The sequence below is a fragment of the Confluentibacter sediminis genome, from assembly GCF_003258355.1.
Lineage (GTDB): Bacteria > Bacteroidota > Bacteroidia > Flavobacteriales > Flavobacteriaceae > Confluentibacter > Confluentibacter sediminis.
The window spans coordinates 26,103-49,495 of sequence record NZ_QKPO01000011.1 but is presented as its reverse complement, the minus strand read 5'-3'; the positions used below and the strand labels follow the sequence as shown (position 1 = coordinate 49,495).

The window sequence follows — 23,393 nt, the reverse complement described above, 5'->3', positions numbered from 1 at the left end:
AGTGAAGATTTGATACTATTAAAGTATCAATGCCATTTTTAAAAGATTAAATCCAGAAGGCTTTTTAATAAAAAACGATTTAAATCCTAAAGAATTGGTTTTAGCTATTGAATCCATAATTGAAGACAAGCCTTATTATAGTAAATCGGTCATTGAATTAATGCGTAAGCTCACCGCAAATGATTTTTTAATAGATACTATTGATAGAAAATTACTATACGAGTTGTCCAAAGGCACAAAAATGAGTCAGTTACCCCATATTATACCTTCATCTATTTCTGCATTAGAAAAAAGAAAACGTGTGCTGAAAGAAATTTTTAATTTATCCGATAAAGAGGATCGGGATCTTATTAGAATTGCAGAGGAAAAAGGTTTTATTTAACTATTCAATATTTTAACAACATAATTACGCGATTGCCTTACTTATTTTGAGGAAAAACCTTTGATGTTATAACTGTGGACCATTTATATTTAACCGCTATTAATAATCGGGAGTATAAGACTCTCAAATATATTGCTTATCAACTAATGATGAGGGAGATTTCAAAAAGCGGCATGGATTATAAGTATCATGCCGCTTCATTATTTTTTAATCATTCAATTTTAAAACAGCCATAAATGCTTGTTGGGGAATTTCCACATTTCCTACTTGTCTCATACGTTTTTTACCTTTTTTCTGTTTTTCAAGAAGTTTACGTTTACGCGAAATATCACCACCATAACATTTTGCCGTAACATCTTTACGCAAGGCTTTTATGGTTTCTCTAGAGATAATTTTGGCTCCCACCGCCGCTTGAATAGGAATGTCGAATTGTTGGCGGGGAATTAATTCTTTTAGTTTCTCACACATTTTTTTACCAATATTTTGGGCATTATCAGCATGAATCAATGCAGAAAGCGCATCAACTGGTTGTGCATTGAGTAAAATATCCAATCGCACTAACTTAGAAACCTTCATTCCAATTGGGTGATAATCAAAAGATGCATAGCCTTTGGAAACGGTTTTTAATCTATCATAAAAATCAAAAACAATTTCTGCTAAAGGCATTTCAAAGGTTAATTCAACCCGCTCTGGTGTTAAATAGGTTTGACCCGCAACAATGCCTCTTTTTTCAATGCAAAGCGACATAACGTTACCTACAAAATCAGATTTAGTGATGATGGTTGCTTTAATATAGGGTTCCTCAACACGATTTACAGTAGAAGGATCAGGTAAATCGGAAGGGTTATTTACAATAAAAGGTTTATCAGGATTTTTATTAGTGTAAGCGTTATAAGATACGTTGGGAACGGTTGTAATTACCGTCATGTCAAACTCACGTTCTAAACGTTCTTGGATGATTTCCATATGTAGCATGCCTAAGAATCCACAACGGAAACCAAAGCCTAAAGCCGCAGAACTTTCTGGAATAAATACCAACGATGCATCGTTTAGTTGCAGTTTTTCCATAGAACTGCGTAATTCTTCATAATCCTCGGTGTCAACGGGATAAATACCCGCAAAAACCATGGGCTTTACATCTTCAAAACCTTCAACAATATTTTTTGTAGGGTTGTCAAAATCGGTAATGGTATCACCAACTTTTACTTCTTTTGCCGTTTTAATACCTGTAATTAAATACCCAACATCGCCTGTTTTAACACTTTGTTTAGCGACTTGGGTTAGTTTTAAGGTACCAACTTCGTCGGCATAATATTCATTATCTGTAGCAACAAATTTAATTTTTTGGCCTTTTTTAATTTCACCATGAAATACCCTAAAATAGGTTTCAATGCCTCTAAAGGTGTTATAAACAGAATCGAAAATCAGCGCTTGAAGCGGTGCATTCGGGTCGCCTTTTGGGGCGGGAATACGTTCTATAATGGCTGCTAAAATATTATCGACTCCAAAACCCGTTTTCCCACTGGCGTGAATCACATCTTCGGGTTTACAGCCTAATAAATCTACAATATCATCGGTTACTTCTTCAGGGTTGGCACTAGGTAAATCTACTTTATTAAGAATAGGAATAATTTCCAAATCATTTTCTAAAGCTAAATATAAATTAGAAATAGTTTGTGCCTGAATACTTTGTGCAGCATCCACAATCAACAAAGCACCTTCACAAGCGGCAATAGAGCGGGATACTTCATAAGAGAAATCCACATGGCCAGGTGTGTCGATAAGGTTTAAAATATATTGTTCACCTTTATAAGTATAGTCCATTTGAATGGCGTGCGATTTGATGGTAATACCACGTTCGCGCTCCAAATCCATATTGTCAAGCAATTGGTTTTGCTTTTCTCTTTCTGTTACAGAGCCGGTAAAATCCAATAAACGGTCTGCAAGCGTACTTTTTCCGTGATCTATATGTGCAATGATGCAAAAATTTCTAATGTTCTTCATAAAGTAATCTATACCTAGATTTAATTTGCAAATATAGAAGTTTTAAATGAGGTTTATAGTGATTTTAATTTATTGGAATGGAAGGTAAATATTATTAATTACATCATCATGCTTCCACATATTCCAAAACTTATTATTGCATAGGCAACAGCTAAAATAAAAAAAACTTTAGCTGCTTTTTTATTATTTTTCAAAAGTAAAAATCCAATGATTGCCAATAAAATTGCCGGTCCTAGCATAATGGCTAATATCAAATAGATAATACCATCATAATTTCCTTCTAAAAATATCATTTCTAATTTTTTAAATATTAGTTAATAAGACACCACAAACACCTAATCCTATTAAAACATATACAACGGCAGCGATGAATAGCTTTTTAGAAGTGCTTTTATTTTTATTTCTTAATGCAATTCCAGTTATTATTAAAATAAGAGGGACTCCAAAGGCTAGAAAAAGCATTAACAAGATAAGCCACCCCAAATCATTTACCTCAATTAATAAAGTATTCATATAACTTCGTTTCTAAGTTCTTTTAATCTAGCTTTTTTGTCATCCCTATAAAACAAATTCATAGTTTCAAAAGGGATGATTTTATAATCTTTATCTACAATATGGACACACGATTTTTTAATGGCGCGCACATCAAAATTATAAGCATCAATGAATTGCATGATAATAATTCTGAATAAATTGTCGTAACCCAAATTAGGTGCATCAATATTTGGTAAACAACACATGATGGATTTTAGATTTTCTTCGGCAACTTCAACAGAGTTTCCTGTACTAAAAAGTTCTATCATTTTGCCATGCAGCATCTCATCTTGCTCATAGACAATAGTGTTTTTACTATTATCCAATAAATCATTTGGATTGATATATCTAGTTAAAGGAAATACCTCACCACCTAATTTTAAAGCATAACCCATCACCAAGGCATCTGGATTGCAAGGAACGGGCAGTAAATCATCTGGATTAAAAATCTGAGTTTGCTCCAGTATTTTTCTACGGACTTCTGTAAGCGTCATTCTATCGGTTTCCGGATTAAAATGTTCTAATCGTCCAGCAATTTGTGTCGGTTGAAACGTCACACCTCGCACACATTTTTGCTTTAATGCAAAATCTATAATTTTACCAATTTCATGATCATTCAAACCTTTTTGGAGTGTGACGACTAAGGTTGTTGAAAGATTTAAGGCATTAAGATGCTCAAGGGCTTTCATTCGAATATCGCTTAAATCAGCACCACGAAGCTCTCGTAACACACGATCTTCAAACGAGTCAAATTGTAAATAAATTTCAAAGTCTGGAGCGTAGGTTTTAAGCTTTTCCGCAAAAGCGGCATCTTTGGCAATTTTAATACCGTTGGTATTCAGCATTAAATGCCTTATAGGAAGTGTTTTTGCATAATCTAAAATTTCAAAAAACTGTGGATGTATGGTGGGTTCGCCACCAGAAATTTGAACCACATCAGGCTCTTTTTCATTTTTAACAATAGTGTCCAGCATTTTTTTAATTTCATCGAGGGTTCGATGTCTGCCATAAGTTGGCGATGAACCCGCATAACAAGTGGGACAGGTTAAGTTGCATCTATCGGTAACTTCTACAATACTTAAACAAGAATGTTGCTCGTGGTCTGGGCACAAACCGCAATCGTACGGGCAGCCATAATGCGTTTGGGTATTAAAGGTGTAAGGCGTTTCGCTTGGTTTATTGTAGTTGCGAATATTTTTGTAATATTCAATATCGTCTGCAATTAACACTTTACTATGTCCATGTTCGTTGCAGCGTTTAAGCATATAAACCTTGCCGTCTTCAAACACTATTTTAGCATCCACACGCTTTAAGCATTCTGGGCATAGGCTTAAAGTAAAATCGTAATAAGTATATTTTCTAACCGGCATTTTTAAGTTTTTGAAAGATAAATTTATAATAATATAGCCAACAAATAACACATAATAATTGAATACTGCTTAAGCCAAATACATAAAACACATTAGGCTTCAAGAATTCAATGAAAAACCTGAATGTGAAATAGGATAACATGAACCATTTAAAAAGTTCACCATGATTTAACGAAGCATTTTTTTGAATGTATTTGAATGTAAAAAACAATATAATTAAAAAAAACAACTCATACAATGCTGTAGGATGTCTTAAAACACCATCGCCCAGATCCATGCCAAAAAAGGAAGTTGTTTCCTTGCCATAAGTAAATTCATTTATACCCGAAAGAAAACAACCAATTCTACCAATAAAAATGCCTAAGATAATAGGGAAGACAAACAAATCACCTGAAGATTGGGTTTCACCAATAATTTTCTTTGAAATCTCAACCCCAAGTAGTCCACCAAATAAACCACCCATTATGGTTTTGGTGTTTAGTAATTGAATAATATTTCCTTTGAAAATGTTTACAATTGGGTTTTCTAAAAACCCAACCAATCTAGAACCAATTAATGCTCCTAAAGCGGCACCTAAAATAATGGACAATCTGTTTAAAGATGAAATAGTATCTATTTTTCCTTTTCTTAAATAGAGATAATATCTATAACCAATAAAAAAAGCTAAATATTCCAACACCAAGTGAATATTAACCGAATAACCAAAAACAGTAGTTTCAAATGGAATATTCAAAAAGCCATAGATTAGAGTTTGATATGATGAAGATACACATTTAGTTAAAAAGATGTAATTTTGCCCTAAAATTAATTGCTTGGTAAAAATACATAACATAGAACTTCCTGATTTTCCGTTGCTTTTAGCACCTATGGAAGATGTGAGCGATCCGCCATTTCGCGCCTTGTGCAAAGAGCAAGGTGCCGATGTCGTTTATACAGAGTTTGTTTCTAGTGAAGGTTTAATTCGTAATGCTGCCAAAAGCGTTATGAAGCTAGATATTTATGAAAGGGAACGCCCAGTTGGAATTCAAATATTTGGGGCCAATTTGGAAAGCATGCTTCAAACCATTGATATTGTTGAAAAATCGAACCCAGATATCATAGATATTAATTTTGGTTGTCCGGTTAAAAAAGTGGTGAGTAAAGGCGCTGGTGCTGGGATTTTAAAAGATGTCTGCTTAATGGAGCAATTGACTGCTGAAATGGTAAAACGGACCAATATTCCTATTACCGTAAAAACACGTTTGGGTTGGGATCATGATTCCATTAGGATAGTTGAGGTTGCCGAACGCTTGCAAGATGTAGGCTGCAAAGCCATTGCCATTCATGGACGTACCAGAGCACAAATGTACAAAGGTAATGCCGATTGGAGGCCGATTGCTGAGGTAAAGAATAACCCCAGAATGCACATTCCTGTATTTGGAAATGGCGATGTAGATTCCCCCGAAAAAGCTATGGAAATGCGTGATAGTTATGGACTTGATGGTGCCATGATAGGTCGTGCCAGTATAGGCAATCCATGGTTTTTTAAACAAGTAAAGCACTTTTTTAAAACGGGAGAACATTTAGTGCCTATTTCTATTGAAGAACGTGTTGAAGCCGCTCGTAGGCATTTGCAAATGGCGATCGATTGGAAAGGAGAAACATTAGGTGTTTTTGAAACCCGTCGGCATTATACAAACTACTTTAAAAACATTCCTCACTTCAAGGAATTAAGAACCAAAATGGTAACTAGCGACCAATCCCAAGATGTATTTGACGCATTTGATGAAGTTTTAGAGCAGTTTTCAGATTTTCAGTTTACAGAGTAAATATCTAATTAATAGTTTTCTACTAAAGCTTTCGTGATTCTTACCGATGCTATTTTAGACGCTATGATGCCTAATACTGAAATCGTAATAAACACCACAAATAAGTTGATGGCTTTAATTGTTATGGGGTAAGGAAGACTTGGCGTGATATATACTTTCAGGAAATCTGGTCCGTAAAGTTGATTAACGGTTAATAATAAGCCTATTAAAATACCAATAATACCTCCAATAACACTCATTAAACTGCCTTGGAAAAAGAAAATTCGTCGGATATCTGCTAGGGTAGCACCCATATTGAAAAGCGTGCTTAAAGTTTTCTTTTTATCTAAAATCATCATGATAATAGAACCAATTACATTAAATAGAGCAATGATTAAAACCAAGGTAAATATTAAGTAAACAGCTAAATTTTCGGTGTTTAGCATTTTATAAAGCTTGTCATTTAATTGCTCTCTTGTTTTCATAACAACTTTATCACCTAAAGCCGATTGTATGTTTGCGATGGCATCCGTTCTATCAGCACCATCTTTCAGTTTAAATTCTATGGCCGATATTTGATTTGGTTTATAACTAAGTAGGTATTCAACTAAACTAATCGGGGCATATACATAGGTATCATTCATAGTTTCATTAATGTCAAAAATTCCAACATTAATAGCGTTAATAGAACTATAGGCGTTTTTTATAGACGTTATTTGACCTTTTCCAGGCTTAGGAACATAAATATTTACAGACTTTGCATAATCTAAAACCCCAAGAGATAAGTTGCTTGAAATGCCCCAGCCTACCACAATTTGATTGCTGTCTTGTTCAAACCATTCGCCTTGTACAACAACAGAATCGATGGCATTAACACGCTGAAAATTTTCATCAACACCTTTAATGGTTGCTAAATAGTTTTTTTCATCAAAGGCCACTATTACACGCTCTTCAATAATTTTAGAGTAAGAAGCAATGGCATTTATATCATTTAGTTTTGAAACCTCTTCGTCTGTCAATATAAACGATTTACCTGAAGCCGTTTCAGCTTTTAAATCGGGGTCTACAATGGTTGAAAACTGAAGCGTAAAATCTTTTAAACCAGCAAAACCAGAGAGAACGATAAATAAAGAAGCAGCACCTAAAATAACCCCAACAGCCGCGATAATGGTTATAAAATTAATAGCATTGTTACTGCTTTTAGAGTGCAGATACCGTTTTGCTATGTATAAGGAGACATTCAATTAAGATTTTTTTCTTTTTTCTAAAATAGTAGGATCTTTAATAGGGTTTTCCTGGCCTTTTAAAGACTTTTCAATTTGGTCAATATATTCTAAAGAGTCATCTATAAAGAATTCTAAATTAGGCATACGTCGTAATTGATGTTTTGTGCGTTGTGCTAACTCGTGTCTAATTAATGGTGTGTTCGATTTTATGCCAACAAGTAATTCTTTAGCTTTATCATTAGGAAAAATACTTAAATATACTTTAGCAACCGATAAATCTACCGTTACTTTTACTTTAGATACAGATATTAATATGCCTTGCATACCACCTTGTGTGGCTGCACTTTGCAATACATCAACCAAATCGCGCTGTAATACAGATCCTATTTTTTTTTGTCTTTGACTTTCCTCTATGTCGCTCATTTTTATTACCTATTTATAGGTTTATAGGGCAAAAATACAGCATATTTAAAGATAAGCTTACTTTTAGCAACAAAATTTGTATCTTCCTTTAAATGAATTTGAAATGAAAAATATAGAACATATAGGAATTGCGGTAAGAAATCTAGAAGACGCTAATGAATTATATGCCAAACTATTTGGAAAACCCCATTATAAAACAGAAGAGGTAGAAAGTGAAGGGGTAAAAACATCTTTTTTTAAAGTAGGAAACCATAAAATAGAACTCTTACAAGCGATAAAACAGAACAGCCCCATTACTAAATTTATTGAAAATAGAGGAGAAGGGGTGCACCATATCGCTTTTGAAGTTGAAAATATTAGTGCAGAAATAAAACGATTAAAATCTGTGGGCTTTATCGTTTTAAATGACATACCTAGAAAAGGAGCTGATAATAAGCTAGTTGTTTTTTTACACCCTAAAAGTACCAGTGGCGTATTGATAGAGCTTTGCCAAGAAATTATTTAAACAAATTATTTTCTTGTAGAGTTATAAAAATAGTATTAAATTCGCAGCCAATTTCGGTCCTATAGCTCAGTTGGTTAGAGCACCTGACTCATAATCAGGTGGTCCCTGGTTCGAGCCCAGGTGGGACCACTAATAAAATCAAGGCTTCACAGAGTTTTTGCTCTTTGAGGCTTTTTTATTTGCAAACAATTTGCAAACACACCTATATTTTAACATTTTTTAACAAAATTTCGTGTTTTTTGTTTGATTTTACGTTTGATTATTCTTTTTTAAATAAAACATCAATTTATCATTTGTAATCGTCATAGTCTCCTAAAATATCATCCTTTTTTGAGATTATTGGATCAAGCCAGTCTGCTTTAGCATTTGCCCATTCAATCCAGTTTTCTATTGCTTTGTCTAATGTATTAGTTTTTATGGCATATTCTTTTTTTGCATTAACAAAAGCCCTTAGATTAACGGCTTTTCTATATCGCTTGGTATTTTCATAAAAATGATTAAATTTCTCGATTTCATTTTCTCTTAATTGCTTTATATCATCTTCTATTTTTTGTTGGCGTTCTTGTTCTTTTCTTCTTATTTCTCGTTTAATTTCATCTGCTTTTTCTTTGATTGCCTGTTCTTCAAAATATTTTAAAATATCTGGAATTTTAGCCTCTAATTTTATGTTCTTAGAATCGTGCCATTCCATACGAGGATAATCATCCCTTTTAAGGACTAATTCTCCAATAGGAACTAATTTTGTTTCATTCCAACCACTATTATTTTTTACTACAACTCTTTTGTTTTTCTCTCGCAAATATATTGGTGAATCTATTCCTTGAATTGAAATAACTGTTCCATAGTAATTTTTAAACCAAATTTTAAAACCACGTTCCTTTGCCAATTTTATAAATATATCCATAAAAATTAAGGCTCTTGTAACAAGCTTTGGTGTTACGGTAATATTTAAGACTCCTTTAGAGGTTGTGACCATGCCCTTGGCTCTGTGCCAATGAGATATTTCTTTGCCGGATAAATCTTTTTTAGCTATTGCGACCAGTTCATCTGGTTTTAAAAGTTTTTCAGGCACTTTCAGCGCAATTTTATTTATTGCTTTTTTGACAACATCTAATTTAATGGCTATATTAAAATCTCCTTGTAATAATGATTTTTCAGTATTTTTTCCGTGTTTAAGTTTTGACCAATACCCAATGCTAGGTGTGGGAATATCAAAATCAACACATAATTTTTTCAAATATGCTGAATTCACATTTAATTGCTTTGATAAAGTAATCATTGGTGCAGACCAAACAAGATCATAAAGCTGTTTGCGAGTTATCTCCTTGTATTCCATTAGTTTTTAAATAAAGATTTGTGATAATTATTAAAATTCATAAAAGTTCTTAGAAATTTAATAATATTCAGTTTTCTGGATGAGGTGAAAACTGTTTGTTTTCACCGCTAAGCTCAAATCATGTTAGTTTAACATTAAAATTATTGATTATAATTCTTGCACAAGTATAATAAAAAAATTAAATTCGTGTTTTGCGAATCGCGAAATAAAAATTAAGAAGATGAAGAAGCATAATGGAATGCGCCCTCACGATATTGTTATCTTATTAAAAATAGTGGCAAAGGGTGATCAGGATTGGTTGATGAAAGATATAGCCAACGAGCTTTTTATTAGTAATAGCGAAGTAAGCGAATCTTTAAATCGCAGTGTATTGGCAGGTCTTATTGCCAGTGATAAAAAGCGGGTCATGAAGCAAGCTTTGGCTGAGTTTATAACTTCAGGATTAAAATATGTATATCCACAAAAACCAAGTGGAATGGTAAGAGGTGTTGCAACAGCACATAGTGCGCCACCACTTTCTGAAATCATACAAAGTGATGAAGTATATGTATGGCCATATGCAGAAGGAAATGTGAGAGGGTTTTCTATTGAACCTTTGCATCCAAACGTTCCTAAAGCAGCATTAAATGATTATGTTTTGCATGAACTATTGGCCTTAGTAGATGCTATACGTTTAGGAAATGTTAGAGAACAAAAGCTAGCAACAGTTGAACTTGAAAAGCATTTCAATTGAAAAACACACTAATAAATAGAATTATCATTCAGAGAGTCGCTCAAGCCTTGGGAGAGCTCAACAATGAGGTTATATATGTTGGAGGGGCAACCGTAAGCTTGTACATCAATGACCCTGCTGCAGATGATGTAAGACCCACAAAAGATATTGATATCAGTATTAAAATTGTGTCTATAACACATTTAGAAGAAATTAGAGAGGAGTTAGTATCAAAAGGGTTTAAACAATCAGCAGACTTAGGTGTAATTTGCAGATTCAAACTAGATGATATTTTGGTTGATGTAATGGGGACTACGCCAGTGGGTTGGGCTCCAGCAAATCCATGGTTTGAATTAGGCTTTGAACATAAAGAACAAATTCAAATTGAAGACTATACTATTCATATCATGCCATTGCCTTACTTTTTAGCTAGTAAATTTGTCGCGCATTCAGAACGTGGAGGAAATGATCCTAGAATGAGTCATGATTTTGAAGATGTTATTTATATTTTAGATAATCGCACAGATTGGCATGAAATAGTTAGTAGTTCCGATAATAAAGTAAAAACGTATTTACTAGAACAATTTCAAAATATTTTAGAATCAAAAAGAATGCAAGAAGCCATTTTGGGAAATCTCTATTACGAAACGCAAGAAGCGAGGTATAAAATGATAATCGAAAAAATTCAATCACTATTTTTTACCGAATAGGCATTCATTTTTTTAAAAGTTGTTATATTTACTTTCAATTCTTCCCTAAGAGAATTTTTTAACAATTATCAATTCGCCTTTATTTATAAGGTTAGTTGTTGATACTCTGAATCAGTATATGGAAGCTAACCAAAATCCGGAACAGAAAGCACGTGATTTAATTGATTCAATGCTTGTAGAAGCGGGGTGGATAATTCAGTCTAAAAAAGAAATTTATTTAAATGCCAATTTAGGAATTGCAATTAAAGAATACCAGACTGAAGTTGGTCCAGTTGATTATGCGCTCTTTGTAGAAGGTAAACCTGTTGGCGTAATAGAAGCCAAAAGAGAAGAAGAAGGTCACAGATTAACAACTGTAGAAGAGCAATCAGGCGATTATGCAAAAGCAAAATTAAAATATCTTGATAATGATCCTTTACCTTATGTTTATGAAAGTACAGGAACGCTAACACGTTTTACAAATTACAGAGATACTAAACCAAGAGGGCGATGCGTATTTTCTTTTCACAGACCAGAAACATTTTCTGATTGGTTAAAAAAAGATGAATCGCTTCGTAACAGACTTCAAAATATACCTGAACTTATTGAAGATGGTTTAAGACCTGCGCAAATTAGGGCCATTAAAAACCTTGAAACTTCCTTTAAGAATAATAGACCCAAAGCTTTAATACAAATGGCTACTGGAGCGGGAAAAACATTTACGGCCGCAACCTTTGTGTATAGATTGCTCAAACATGCAGATGCAAAACGGATTCTATTCTTGGTTGACACAAAAAATTTAGGCGAACAAGCTGAACAAGAATTTATGAAGTATCAGCCTAAAGATGACAATAGAAAGTTTACTGAATTATATAATGTGCAGCGTTTAAGCTCTAGTTTTATTGCCTCAGATAGTCAAGTTTGTATTTCTACAATACAGCGTTTATACTCTATTTTAAAAGATGAAGAATTAGACGAAACAGCTGAACTAGAAAACCCAAATGAGTCGACTTGGATGGAAAACCAAGTAAAAAAGAAAGAAGCTGCTCCAGTAGTTTATAATGAAAGAAACCCTATTGAGCAATTTGACTTTATTGTTATTGATGAATGTCACCGTTCTATTTATAACCTTTGGAGACAAGTTTTAGAGTATTACGATGCTTTTTTAATTGGTTTGACTGCAACACCAGACAAGCGTACTTTTGGTTTCTTTAATGAAAATGTGGTTAGTGAATATACGTATGAAGAGTCTGTAGCAGATGGTGTAAACGTTCCTTATGATGTATATACAATTGAAACAGAAATCTCTAAAGCTGGAGCAGAAATTAAAGCCAAAGAGTTTGTAGATAAACGAGAAAAATTGACACGTAAAACCCGTTGGGAACAATTAGATGAAGACGTCAATTATACTGCAAATAAGTTAGATAAAGATGTTGTTAATCCAAGTCAGATTAGAAACATAATTAAAGCTTATAAAAAGGCGTTGCGAACTGAAATATATCCAAATCGTTTTGATGCTAATGGAGATTATGAAGTACCTAAAACATTAGTTTTCGCAAAAACAGATAGTCATGCAGATGATATCATAAAAATCATAAGAGAAGAGTTTGATGAAGGTAACGACTTCTGTAAAAAGGTCACCTATAAAATTGAAGAAGACCCCAAATCGGTATTAAACCGTTTCCGTAATTCATATCATCCACGTATTGCAGTAACTGTAGATATGATTGCCACAGGAACAGACGTAAAACCTTTGGAAGTATTATTGTTCATGCGCGATGTAAAAAGCATCAATTACTTTGAGCAAATGAAAGGGAGAGGTACAAGAACCATTAATAAAGATGATTTACAATTAGTATCGCGTACAGCAAAAACCAAAACACATTTTGTCATTGTGGATGCAGTTGGTGCTATCAAATCTAAAAAAACAGATAGCCGACCTTTAGAACGGAAGAAAACGGTTCCTATGAAAGATTTATTAGGAGCTATTACAGTTGGTGTTGCAGATGAAGATTTATTCTTATCTCTTGCCAACCGATTAATACGTTTAGAAAAGCAAATTACAGAAAGCGAAAAGACAAAAGTATTAGAATATGCGAATGGTAAAAACCTAAAGCAAATTACTAAAGAGCTTTTAGACGCCTACAATCCAGACACCATAGAGCAAAAAGCTTTAGTATTAAAAGAAGAACAACATATACCAAGTTTAAATAAAGCTATTGAGATTGTACAAGCCAATTTAATTAAAATGGCAACTTCCACGTTTAACGGAACATTAAATGATTATTTAGAAAATGTTCGTAAAGTACATGAGCAAATTATTGATGCAGTAAATATTGATACGGTTACCAAATCGGAATGGGACACTTCTTCAATGGAAAAGGCAGAAGTGATTGTAAACGATTTTAGTTCGTATCTCCAAGCCAATAAAGACGAAATAAAAGCATTAAGCATATACTACAATCAACCTTATAAAAGGAAAGAAGTAACCTTTAAAATGATTAAAGAAGTTTTAGAAAAGTTACGCTTTGACAAACCAGTAATGGCTCCGGATTATGTTTGGGATGCCTATAGTACTTTAGATAATACCAAAAGCAATAAACCAGAAAATGAGTTAACTGTTTTGGTTTCCTTAATTCGGCGTGCCTGCGGTATTGACAAAACAATACAACCCTTTGACAAAACAATTGATGAGAATTTTAAAACCTGGATTTTTAAACAGAATGCAGGACAACATAACCGATTTACAACAGAACAAATGCAATGGTTACGCATGATAAAAGACCACATAGTTAATAGTTTCCATATAGATATGGATGACCTAGATTATACACCTTTTGATGCGCAAGGTGGACGAGGCAAAATGTATCAGCTTTTTGAGAATGAAATGGATGTGATTATAAACGAATTAAATGAAATATTAGTTGCTTAAATAATTTAATATGAAAATAAAAAGATTAACTATTCATCAGATTGAGAAAAATCAAGGTGTTCTTGAAGCTCATTTAACGACTTCTGATGGTCTAATTTCAGTTGATGAGGAAGTCATTTTTTTATCTGAAAGATTAAATGATACATTTCGAAAAGACGAAAAAGTAATAAGAACGGAATTTTTAGAAGATGAGGATTTGTTTCAAAAATCCCTAAAGGATTTTGCGTCTAAAAAAAATGACAAATCTTTTTACGAGTTTTCGAAATCTTCAATTTTACGTGTAAAGAAGCTTTTGCAATCATCTAATTTTGCCACTGGTGGCTATTTTGTGTTTATTAATTATGAGTATAGAAAATCAGAATACGTTGGGGTATTTATTGTTAGAGATAGTGAAGAAGTAATTTTTAATAAAAAAGGTCAAAATACATTTGTTGTTAATAAGACTACGGTAATTAATACAGATAAACTTGCAATGGCTGTGAGGGTTGATATTGGGCGTTTGAGTAATAAAGAAGATAGATATCTTCAATTTACACACAAGCTGGCGAGTACATCTAATTATTTTTCTGATTGGATTGAAGCTAATTTATTAGACAGGAGTGCTGATGACACAAAAGCATTAATAAAATTGATAGATGATTTAACTGAGTTCCCAATTGATCCAGAAACAGGTGTTGAATTTGATAGTGAAATGTTTAGGGAAAAAGTATTTAATTATATAAATTCTTCTGGAAGAGTAGTAAGATTACGTGAATTAGGCAAGACATTTTGGGACAACTCTGATTTCTTAACTACTTACATAGATGAACATGGTATAAACATGAATCATGAATTTCAAGCTGTAAATGTAATCTTAAGTCGTTTAAAAAAATACGAAATTAAATCCGGTAAAATTAAGTTAACTTTTTCTAGAGCTGACATTGAAAGTGGTAGAGTTGATATAGGTAACAATAATCAAATTATTATTACTAATGAAACATTAAGAGCTAAGTTTGATGAATTAAATGATTGAGAATTTAGATATATACAGAGCTACTTTTCATAATCATTCTGAAATCATAGAATACGATTCTGAAAGCACAAAGGAAATTCGATTTCCAAATCTTCAAGAATATGAAGACTTGTTAAATCAAAACAAAATTGAATTTACTCAAAAAGCAGGTAAATATTGTATTGAGAAACAAAGTCTACCTTTTTCTTTTTTTATTAATGAAGTTGAGTTTAAAAAGGAGGCGCGCCATAAGCATTTTCAAAAAAATTGTGTTATACATAATTTTCAAAAGGATTCTTTTCTTTTTTATGATAAAAGCAATGGGTTAACTTATTTAAATGGGACTGATATCACTGAAAATTATTTATTTAGTAATGCTTTACTTTTTTTTGAGGCCAAGGATTTTTTTGAAAAAAATGCAGAATACTTCCAAGGTAAATTTGAATTCACAGATTTTTATTCTTTAGCATCACGTAAAATAATCTTTTCATCATTATCTCAAAAAAGAAGAATTACATTAACTTTTCCCAAAACAGGAATTCCAGAATTAGATTTCACTACTAATTATTCTGATGCTTACAAAGAATTTATAGAATTGTTTAATGAGAACAAACATTATCCTTCTTTTTTAAAAAACTCAATGATATCAAATTTGCTTCAGGAGCATGATGATTTATTTGTGGGTTTTTTTAAAAGATTAGATAAAATAAATCTTGATGCAAAACTCAATTTTAATGTGTATTTACATGAACTATCTTTAGATAAAATTAAAACAGAGTATAAAGAATATAAAAAAAAATATTATGGAAGTCAAAATGATATTCTTAATAAAATATCATCACAAGTTTTAGCCCTTCCTATTTCAGTTGCTGGTTCTGCTTTTGCATTTTATAAATTAAAAGATTCACCTCCAGCAATTATTCTAATATGTTTAGCTCTTTTAGCCTTTGTTAGTTATGTAAGTTATATTGTATCTATTTATTGGAGCGATATCAAAACAATGAAAAATCTAATGGATTATGACTTTTCAATATTAGAAGAACAAGATTTTTTTAAAGAAAACAAATCTGAATTAAAACACTTTGAAGACATAAATAGTGATTTAAAACAAAGAGTCAATAAATTGAAAATAAGTTTAAAGTTTATAAATTCACTTGTATGGATTCTAAATATATGTTTAATAATTTATGGTATTAATATCATTGGAAATTTTAACTCTACACAGTTGCTTTTTATCTTATTATTTGGCTTGATTATTTTTGCGATAGTTACACAATTTTTCATTTTTAAAGACCCTAAAGATTAATATTATTTTCCTCAAAATATGAACGACAACAAACTTTGGAATTATATACTAATAGCATTTGCAATAGCTGGCTTTCTTTGGGCCAATGATGAAAAAACAAAACGCTTGGTATTAGAAGAAAAACTACAACAAAAGGAAGATGATTATTTACATCTTTTATCAGGTTATTTGGAAACAAAAAAGGACATTCCAGATAGTATCAAAAATCAATTAATTCATTTGCGTGAAGAATATGTTGGTATAAATGATGCTGTAGCAAATAAATTAAAAGTGGTTATTGAATTGATAGAAGAAAATAAATCTGAAATAGCTATTGAAAAACTTGCATTAATAATTGAAAATATTCTCAAAGAGAGATATATAGAGGAAGGAAATGTTAAAGACAAAATATCGTGTCCAACATTTTATAAACTGCTAGAAAAAGCCAAAGAATTAAATTGGATAGATAAATATCAATTTAATTTTTCATTATTTATTAAAGATAAACGTAATGAAGAAGCTCATGAATTGGAAGCGCGATTTACACCAAACGATACCTTTATCGCGTTTCTTTGTGGTATTCAAATTATTTATAATTTAAAGGGAATTAAAAGAAAGACTGCTTAAGTAAAATGAGGGAAGATTGGGTTGAGTGCAAGTTCGAAGATTTGTTGGATTATGAACAACCAACAAAATACCTTGTGAAAAGTACAAAATATGGTGAAAGATATGAAACTCCTGTTTTAACAGCAGGTAAATCATTTATTAAGGGTTACACCAATGAAACGGATGGGATTTTTAATAATCTTCCAGCTATTATTTTTGATGATTTCACAACTGCATCACAATGGGTAAACTTTAAATTTAAAGTTAAATCTTCAGCAATGAAGATTTTAGTTCCAACAAATAAACTTGTAAATATGGCTTTTGCTTTTTATTGTATGCAAGTCAATCAAGTAAGAAGTGATACCCACAAACGATATTGGATTTCTGTCGTTTCACAAAAAAAGATAAATCTACCATCTTTACTAGAACAAAAAGCCATAGTCTCAAAAATAGAGCAATTATTTAGTGAGTTAGATAATGGTATTGCTAATTTAAAAACAGCACAAAAGCAACTTAAAGTGTATAGGCAATCTATTCTTCAAAAGGCTTTTGAGGGTGAATATGATGTTGTGAAAATTATTGATGTTGCAGATGTGAAAACTGGTTCAACACCAAAACGAGGTCATAGAGATTATTGGGAAAATGGGACGACTCCTTGGATTACAAGTGGAGCACTAAATAAATTATTTGTAAATGAAGCATTTGAGCTGATTACAGAAACAGCGCTAAAGGAAACTAATTGTAAAATAATAAAAAAAGGCTCTCTTTTAGTGGCGATGTATGGAGAAGGTAAGACAAGAGGAAAATGTTCTGAACTTAATATTGATGCAGCAACTAATCAGGCAATAGCTACTATTACTCTAAAAGAAGAGTTTGAATATTCTAAGCCATTCTTAAAATTGTTTTTACTTAAAAACTATGAAGATATTCGTTTATTATCTAGTGGAGGAGTACAACCTAATCTGAATTTGACAATAGTTAAAAACACAAAATTACCTTTTCCTTCTAAAGATGAACAACACCAAATCGTACGAGAAATAAAAAGTAGATTATCTGTTTGCGACAATGTAGAACAAACTATAAAAGAAAGTTTAGATAAGGCAGATGCCTTACGCCAAAGCATCCTTAAAAAAGCTTTTGAGGGCAAACTATTGACCCAGAAAGAAATAGAGGCTTGTAAACAAGCACCAGATTATGAACCTGCTAGCATGTTGTTGGAGAAGATTAAAAAAAGATAAAGAAGTAGAGGTGTATGTTTGATTTAGTTAAAAGAGAAGATATTTTAAAAGCTATTCAATTCTTTGATGAAAATGATAAATTGAAAAAGGATTGGACAACCTACTCTTTAATGCATAATAAAAGTTTTTATTCAGCTAGAGATATTGCAACAAAGGCTTTAAGCTTTGTATACAAAGATTTTGAATATTTATATGATATTAGAGATGCCGTTAAGTTATTTGAAAAATATAATTTTAGAATTGAGCGTAAAAATGATATTTGGAAATTAGGTTGTAACTGGGGAAGTGGTGAACCAAGTTTTTATGAATTACTAAAAACAGAAAAAGTAGTAATTGGATTTACTGATAAAGGTTATTATGAGGAAAACGATTTAATTCTTATTACTGAGGGTTTTACTGTAAGGGCAATTGGCCAGATAAAAAAAGGCAAACCTAAACCATTAAATGGTTCACTTCTAGAAAAATTCAAAAACTATAATGTTTACGGTGGTCAAAAAGTGTTTTACTCTAAGATTGAATTTTATGAGTTAAGCCCATCAAACATATTTTATTATGAATTACAACAAGGAATAATAAAAGTTCGCAGTTTTCCAATTCTAACAAAAGCAGATAATTTATGGAATAATCGTAAAAATTCAATTAACGATATATATTTTAAAAGACTTCCTGTGGTTAATAGTAATTTAGACTACAGTATTAAATATCCAGTTATTGTTTTCTACAAAAATACTTGGGATGATTATGGTTACGAGACTATTTTCAATTTATCCCTTTTTTTTAGTCCAAATTCTAAAATTGAATTGGGAGATCTGAAAATTGGAAATAATAAAGATGACAACACTAAAATTCCTGAGCAATTCAAAAAATTGAGTGCAAATTATTTTTCTTTAGGTATTACTACAAATTATTATGAAAAATTAGTAGAACTATTTCCTAACATCTTCTTGAATATACTAAACAATTTAAACGATGTAGCTAAGGACAAGAATTTATTAAATAAATATCTTGAATTGGATATTTTTCAAAAATCATTCTTAAGAAGTTCAGAAGCAGATTATATTCTGAATAATTTTGAAGATATTATTAAATCACAAACTAAAGAATGGAATTACGAATTTAATTTTAAATGTAGAATTGGTAATGCATTAAAAGATCATGACGTAAAATTTGTATTCGAAAATTTCACATCTAATTATTATAGATTTTATTGTATTGTAGGAAAAAATGCGACAGGAAAAACTAGATACTTGTCACAATTTGTAAATAAATTAATAGATAATTCTGAAGTTGGAATATTTGAACCAAAGAGACCTTACTTTACAAAAGTAATTGCTGCCTCATTTAGTTTTTTTGATAAATTTAAGTTTCCCACGAAGCAAGATACAAACTATGAGTTTATTGGAATAAAAGACACAAAAGGTTCAATAAGTGAAGAGATTAATTCATCCAAGATATGGAAATCATATAAAAGAATTGCGAATGATCATATTAAAAGTGAGTTATGGTTTAAATGCATTGAAAGTTCATTAGAAACCGAATATTTAAATTTCTCTCTAAACGAATTGAAAAATGTTAGTTATCGCAAAAAGTTCATTGAACAAACAGAAAATATATTTAGTTCAGGACAAAATATTATATTTCAATTTATTACCAGACTAATAGAAACAATTGAAGAGAATTCTATTATCATATTTGATGAACCTGAAACACATTTACATCCAAATATTACTGGAAGATTAATTCGTACAATTCATGTTATTCTAAATACATATAAGTCATTTTGTATACTTGCAACTCATTCACCAATAGTTGTTCAAGAAATCCCATCCAAGTATATTCGAATATTTGACAGACAAGAGAATATACCTTTAATTTACTCTCCAATTATTGAATGTTTTGGTGAAAATTTATCTGAAATAAGTAATACTATTTTTAAAGTTGATGAAGAAAAAGAATTGTACAAAACTCAATTAGATGAATTAATAAGTCAAGGTAAATCTTTTGATGAAATAAATAATTTTTTTGAGCATGGATTGAGTTTAAATGCTCGCATATATTTACTTTCTAAATTTAATCAAAACTTATGATAAAATGTAATTATGTGGGAGTAAATGAATTTGAGACTTTTGAAACCATAGTTGAAGAAAAATATAATCCCGGAAAAACAATATTAACAAATATTAAGTCTCGTGTCGAAACTTCGTATAATCAATATTTAACTCGATTTGATGAATTAGAAGCTAAATTGTCATCAGAGTTTACAGAAAAGGAAGTTGAAGAAAAAAATCACCTTCAAGGATGTTATTCAAGTCTAACAAAAACGGGAATTGCTTTAAAGGCTTCTATATTTGAGAATCAACCAGATACTTTAAAGGCGTTCTGCCCATTTTGTTTACTGGATAAGCCTCGTACTTTGGATCATTATGTTGGCCAAAATGAATTTCCAGAGTATTCATTTTTAGCTAAAAATTTAATTCCGTGTTGTTATGATTGTAATCAAGTAAAAAATGATAAATGGAGACGAAACAACAGAAGAAGATTTATTCATTTTTATTATGATAATTTTTTCGATTATCAATTTTTATTTGCAGAATTAACTATTGCTCAAGAAACGCCAATGATAAATTTACTACTACAAAAACCTATTGAAATCAATGAAAGAGATTTTCAAATAATCCAATGGCACTTTGAAGATTTGAAACTTTTGAACCAATATAATGGAAGATGTAACACGTTGCTTTCTACAGAAATAAAAATTTTAAAACAATCAAGAGTTAATGGAATGTCTGAACAACAAATAGAGAATCAACTTTTAACAAGTGAAAAAAATTATGCAGATGACTTTGGAATTAACTATTGGAAATCTGTCATGTTTAATTGTATGTCTCAAAATGTACATTCAATTTTATCTCTTTAACTTTAGGACAATATATTTTTAAAAGGAATTATGACAGAATCAACTATAATATCAAAAGTATGGAATTTCGCTAATGTGTTACGAGATGATGGCGTAGGTTATGGTGATTATTTAGAACAAATTACCTTTCTATTATTTCTGAAAATGGCAGATGAGTATGCCAAACCACCACATAATAGAGTTACCAATATTCCAGACGAATATAATTGGGATAGTTTAGTGTCTAAACGTGGTGCAGACTTAGAGTTTCATTATACACAACTATTACGTGAATTAGGGACTGCGACAGGTACTTTGGGGCAAATATTTACAAAAGCTCAAAACAAAATACAAGACCCTTCAAAACTCTTAAAAATCATAGACATGATAGACAAAGAGAAATGGACAACAATGGGAGCGGATTTAAAAGGCACTATTTATGAAGGTCTTTTGGAGAAAAATGCAGAAGACACCAAAAGTGGAGCTGGTCAATATTTTACACCACGTGCTTTAATACAAGCTATGGTGGCGTGTATTAAACCAAAACCAAAGAAAACCATTATTGATCCAGCATGTGGTACGGGAGGTTTCTTTTTAGCGTCTTACGATTATATTAAAGAACACAATAATTTAGATAAAGAAGAAAAAGCATTTTTAAAAAACAGCACCTTTTTTGGAAACGAGATTGTAGCTTCCACACGCAGGATGTGTTTAATGAATATGTTTCTACATAACATTGGCGAAATTGATGGGGAGTCTTTCATTTCCGCTGCGGATGCTTTGATTTCAGATGATGGTAAACGTTACGATTATGTATTGGCAAACCCACCTTTTGGTAAAAAGAGCAGTATGACAATTACTAATGAAGAGGGTTTGCAGGAAAAACAAGATTTAAGTTATAACCGACAGGACTTTTGGGCAACCACATCTAACAAACAGCTTAACTTTTTACAGCACATAAAAACCTTGATGAAAATTAATGGGCAAGCAGCTGTAGTGTTACCAGATAATATTTTATTTGAAGGAGGTGCTGGCGAAAGTGTTAGAAAGGAATTATTAAAGACCGCGAATCTGCATACCATTCTACGTTTGCCAACAGGTATTTTTTACGCCAATGGTGTCAAAGCCAATATTTTGTTTTTTGATAACAAACCTGCCTCTAAGCATCCGTGGACGAAAGACATTTGGTTTTATGATTACAGAACCAATATTCACCATACACTTAAAAAGAAACCATTACAGTTAGAGGATTTAATGGAGTTTATCGATTTATACAACACAGAGAATATTGATAAACGTAAAGAAACTTGGAGTGAAGACAACCCAGAAGGAAGATGGAGAAAATATACTTATGATGAGATTATTGCAAGAGATAAAATCAACTTAGATATCTTTTGGCTTAAAGATAAAAGCTTGACTGATTTAGACAATCTTCCAGATCCAGACATTCTGGCTAATGAAATTATAGAGAATATTGAAGCTAGTTTAGATAGTTTTAGAGAGATTATGAATACATTAAATAGTTGATGTTAAAATATTATAGGGATCAGAAATTATTATATAATGTTCATTTGGACTAAAGAAAATAGCCTATATTCTAAATCCCCACTTCCAGCACATATCTTCTCCTTCGTTCCGAAAGTTGCACTCACACAAAAATAAGAGCTTACAGTTCCGCGCAATATTAGTTATGGCATTTTAGAACACTTTAATTTGTGAAAATCTAAAATGCCAAAACCAATATTTTAAGCCACCGCTCAGTTTTGGTTTCAATTGCAATTTAGAAATGGCATCTTAAATTATTTCAATTAGCTGGTGACTTTTCCAAAGAAAGATATAAAATTTGGTTCTCAACAGATTGCATAATCAGGCTCATGCTTCGCCCTTTTATAAATCTTTATGAGTTCCAAATTTTAAGTTATATCAGTTTGGAAAAGGTAACAGCGATGGCGCTATGGGAAGTAAATGAAATTGAAAGGATCCTATTATGCCTTTTTTTAAGAACCTTTTTTGTTTAATTATATTTTCTACTGGTATATTAAAGAGAAAAGGAAAACGCTCAAGATATAATAAGTAAATGATTTAATGTTTTATGAAACGGATAATGAATCCTTTTAAACTAGTTTACGTGGTTTATTGTTTGCCTTTTCAGAGAGAAGCTCCTCTATCCTATTCAAGCAATGCATTTGGTCATGTGGTAATAGGTCTATAATTATTTCCAAAACTTTTGTTACGCTGGATATCTGGGTTTTGTTTTCATGCTTCGGAGATATAAAACTACCATTCCCGTCCAATGCGAAATAGCACACTTCTAACAGAGCTGAAATAGAGCTTGTGATATCTTCTTGATCTAATACTTCAAAACGGATTGTTTTCCTTGTTCTGGTCCCATATGCTTCTGTTTGCATACTAGAACAGCGATCCATAAATTTTTTTATTGTTTTTAATTTGTTTTTTTTGTTTTTCATGAGCTTTAA

22 protein-coding genes and 1 tRNA gene are annotated in these 23,393 nt (G+C 31.6%); 14 read left to right on the top strand and 9 right to left on the bottom strand.

The window, feature by feature from the left end; all coding sequences use genetic code 11:
- The first annotated feature begins 94 nt into the window (after positions 1–94).
- Positions 95–382 (top strand): hypothetical protein, encoded by a 288-nt coding sequence (locus tag DKT72_RS10440; protein WP_111308686.1) that lies wholly within the window; start codon positions 95–97, stop codon positions 380–382.
- Between the two features lie 207 nt (positions 383–589).
- On the opposite strand, the gene lepA is transcribed toward DKT72_RS10440, so the two are convergent.
- The 5 genes from lepA to DKT72_RS10415 all read right to left on the bottom strand — a co-directional run bounded on the left by lepA (position 590) and on the right by DKT72_RS10415 (position 5,023).
- The gene (gene lepA, locus DKT72_RS10435) at positions 590–2,386 is read right to left on the bottom strand and encodes a translation elongation factor 4 (RefSeq protein ID WP_111308685.1); all 1,797 of its coding nucleotides are present in this window, start codon (positions 2,384–2,386) and stop codon (positions 590–592) included.
- A 98-nt stretch (positions 2,387–2,484) separates the two neighbouring features.
- Positions 2,485–2,679, bottom strand: a complete 195-nt coding sequence (locus tag DKT72_RS10430; protein WP_111308684.1) for a hypothetical protein — start codon at positions 2,677–2,679, stop codon at positions 2,485–2,487.
- A 10-nt stretch (positions 2,680–2,689) separates the two neighbouring features.
- On the bottom strand, positions 2,690–2,899 hold the full coding sequence (locus tag DKT72_RS10425; RefSeq protein ID WP_111308683.1) for a hypothetical protein: 210 nt from the start codon (positions 2,897–2,899) through the stop codon (positions 2,690–2,692).
- Positions 2,896–4,290, bottom strand: coding sequence for a radical SAM protein (locus DKT72_RS10420; RefSeq protein WP_111308837.1), 1,395 nt, complete (start codon positions 4,288–4,290; stop codon positions 2,896–2,898). Before DKT72_RS10420 ends, DKT72_RS10425 begins: the two co-directional genes overlap by 4 nt.
- Complete coding sequence (locus DKT72_RS10415; protein WP_111308838.1) at positions 4,280–5,023, bottom strand: prolipoprotein diacylglyceryl transferase; 744 nt, start codon at positions 5,021–5,023, stop codon at positions 4,280–4,282. The genes DKT72_RS10420 and DKT72_RS10415 overlap by 11 nt, the downstream gene beginning before the upstream one ends.
- Before the next feature lie 79 nt (positions 5,024–5,102).
- Here DKT72_RS10415 and dusB point away from each other — a divergent pair, with 79 nt between their 5' ends.
- Positions 5,103–6,098, top strand: coding sequence for a tRNA dihydrouridine synthase DusB (gene dusB / locus DKT72_RS10410; RefSeq protein WP_111308682.1), 996 nt, complete (start codon positions 5,103–5,105; stop codon positions 6,096–6,098).
- Positions 6,099–6,106: 8 nt separating this feature from the next.
- Here dusB and DKT72_RS10405 read toward each other — a convergent pair whose 3' ends face one another.
- Positions 6,107–7,321: an ABC transporter permease gene (locus DKT72_RS10405; protein ID WP_111308681.1), complete on the bottom strand. Its 1,215-nt coding sequence runs from the start codon at positions 7,319–7,321 to the stop codon at positions 6,107–6,109.
- Entirely contained in the window at positions 7,322–7,726 is a 405-nt protein-coding gene (gene rbfA, locus DKT72_RS10400; RefSeq protein WP_111308680.1) for a 30S ribosome-binding factor RbfA, read from the bottom strand. It lies immediately after the preceding gene.
- 103 nt (positions 7,727–7,829) lie between these two features.
- Here rbfA and mce point away from each other — a divergent pair, with 103 nt between their 5' ends.
- Both mce and DKT72_RS10390 read left to right on the top strand, forming a co-directional pair.
- On the top strand, positions 7,830–8,231 hold the full coding sequence (mce, locus tag DKT72_RS10395) for a methylmalonyl-CoA epimerase (RefSeq protein ID WP_111308679.1): 402 nt from the start codon (positions 7,830–7,832) through the stop codon (positions 8,229–8,231).
- 55 nt (positions 8,232–8,286) lie between these two features.
- Positions 8,287–8,360: transfer RNA gene (locus DKT72_RS10390), tRNA-Ile, on the top strand.
- Positions 8,361–8,520: 160 nt separating this feature from the next.
- On the opposite strand, the gene DKT72_RS10385 is transcribed toward DKT72_RS10390, so the two are convergent.
- Positions 8,521–9,567: a hypothetical protein gene (locus DKT72_RS10385; RefSeq protein WP_111308678.1), complete on the bottom strand. Its 1,047-nt coding sequence runs from the start codon at positions 9,565–9,567 to the stop codon at positions 8,521–8,523.
- Positions 9,568–9,787: 220 nt separating this feature from the next.
- Here DKT72_RS10385 and DKT72_RS10380 point away from each other — a divergent pair, with 220 nt between their 5' ends.
- From DKT72_RS10380 to DKT72_RS10335, 10 genes are all read left to right on the top strand, one after another.
- On the top strand, positions 9,788–10,300 hold the full coding sequence (locus tag DKT72_RS10380) for a helix-turn-helix domain-containing protein (RefSeq protein WP_111308677.1): 513 nt from the start codon (positions 9,788–9,790) through the stop codon (positions 10,298–10,300).
- On the top strand, positions 10,297–10,989 hold the full coding sequence (locus tag DKT72_RS10375) for a hypothetical protein (RefSeq protein WP_111308676.1): 693 nt from the start codon (positions 10,297–10,299) through the stop codon (positions 10,987–10,989). The genes DKT72_RS10380 and DKT72_RS10375 overlap by 4 nt, the downstream gene beginning before the upstream one ends.
- Before the next feature lie 118 nt (positions 10,990–11,107).
- Positions 11,108–13,900, top strand: coding sequence for a type I restriction endonuclease subunit R (locus DKT72_RS10370; protein ID WP_111308675.1), 2,793 nt, complete (start codon positions 11,108–11,110; stop codon positions 13,898–13,900).
- A gap of 10 nt (positions 13,901–13,910) precedes the next feature.
- Positions 13,911–14,912, top strand: a complete 1,002-nt coding sequence (locus DKT72_RS10365; RefSeq protein WP_111308674.1) for a nucleoid-associated protein — start codon at positions 13,911–13,913, stop codon at positions 14,910–14,912.
- On the top strand, positions 14,905–16,197 hold the full coding sequence (locus DKT72_RS10360; protein ID WP_111308673.1) for a hypothetical protein: 1,293 nt from the start codon (positions 14,905–14,907) through the stop codon (positions 16,195–16,197). Before DKT72_RS10365 ends, DKT72_RS10360 begins: the two co-directional genes overlap by 8 nt.
- Positions 16,198–16,215: 18 nt before the next feature.
- Positions 16,216–16,803, top strand: a complete 588-nt coding sequence (locus tag DKT72_RS10355; RefSeq protein WP_111308672.1) for a hypothetical protein — start codon at positions 16,216–16,218, stop codon at positions 16,801–16,803.
- Between the two features lie 5 nt (positions 16,804–16,808).
- Positions 16,809–18,020, top strand: coding sequence for a restriction endonuclease subunit S (locus tag DKT72_RS10350; RefSeq protein WP_111308671.1), 1,212 nt, complete (start codon positions 16,809–16,811; stop codon positions 18,018–18,020).
- 14 nt (positions 18,021–18,034) lie between these two features.
- Positions 18,035–20,107 carry an AAA family ATPase gene (locus DKT72_RS10345; RefSeq protein ID WP_111308670.1) on the top strand — a complete coding sequence of 691 codons (2,073 nt, stop codon included), beginning with the start codon at positions 18,035–18,037 and terminating at the stop codon, positions 20,105–20,107.
- A 14-nt stretch (positions 20,108–20,121) separates the two neighbouring features.
- Complete coding sequence (locus tag DKT72_RS10340; RefSeq protein ID WP_162623294.1) at positions 20,122–20,937, top strand: hypothetical protein; 816 nt, start codon at positions 20,122–20,124, stop codon at positions 20,935–20,937.
- Positions 20,938–20,967: 30 nt separating this feature from the next.
- Positions 20,968–22,443 (top strand): class I SAM-dependent DNA methyltransferase, encoded by a 1,476-nt coding sequence (locus DKT72_RS10335; protein ID WP_111308668.1) that lies wholly within the window; start codon positions 20,968–20,970, stop codon positions 22,441–22,443.
- A 587-nt stretch (positions 22,444–23,030) separates the two neighbouring features.
- Here the strand turns inward: DKT72_RS10335 and DKT72_RS10330 are convergent.
- On the bottom strand, positions 23,031–23,384 hold the full coding sequence (locus DKT72_RS10330; protein ID WP_162623293.1) for a hypothetical protein: 354 nt from the start codon (positions 23,382–23,384) through the stop codon (positions 23,031–23,033).
- Positions 23,385–23,393 lie beyond the last annotated feature (9 nt).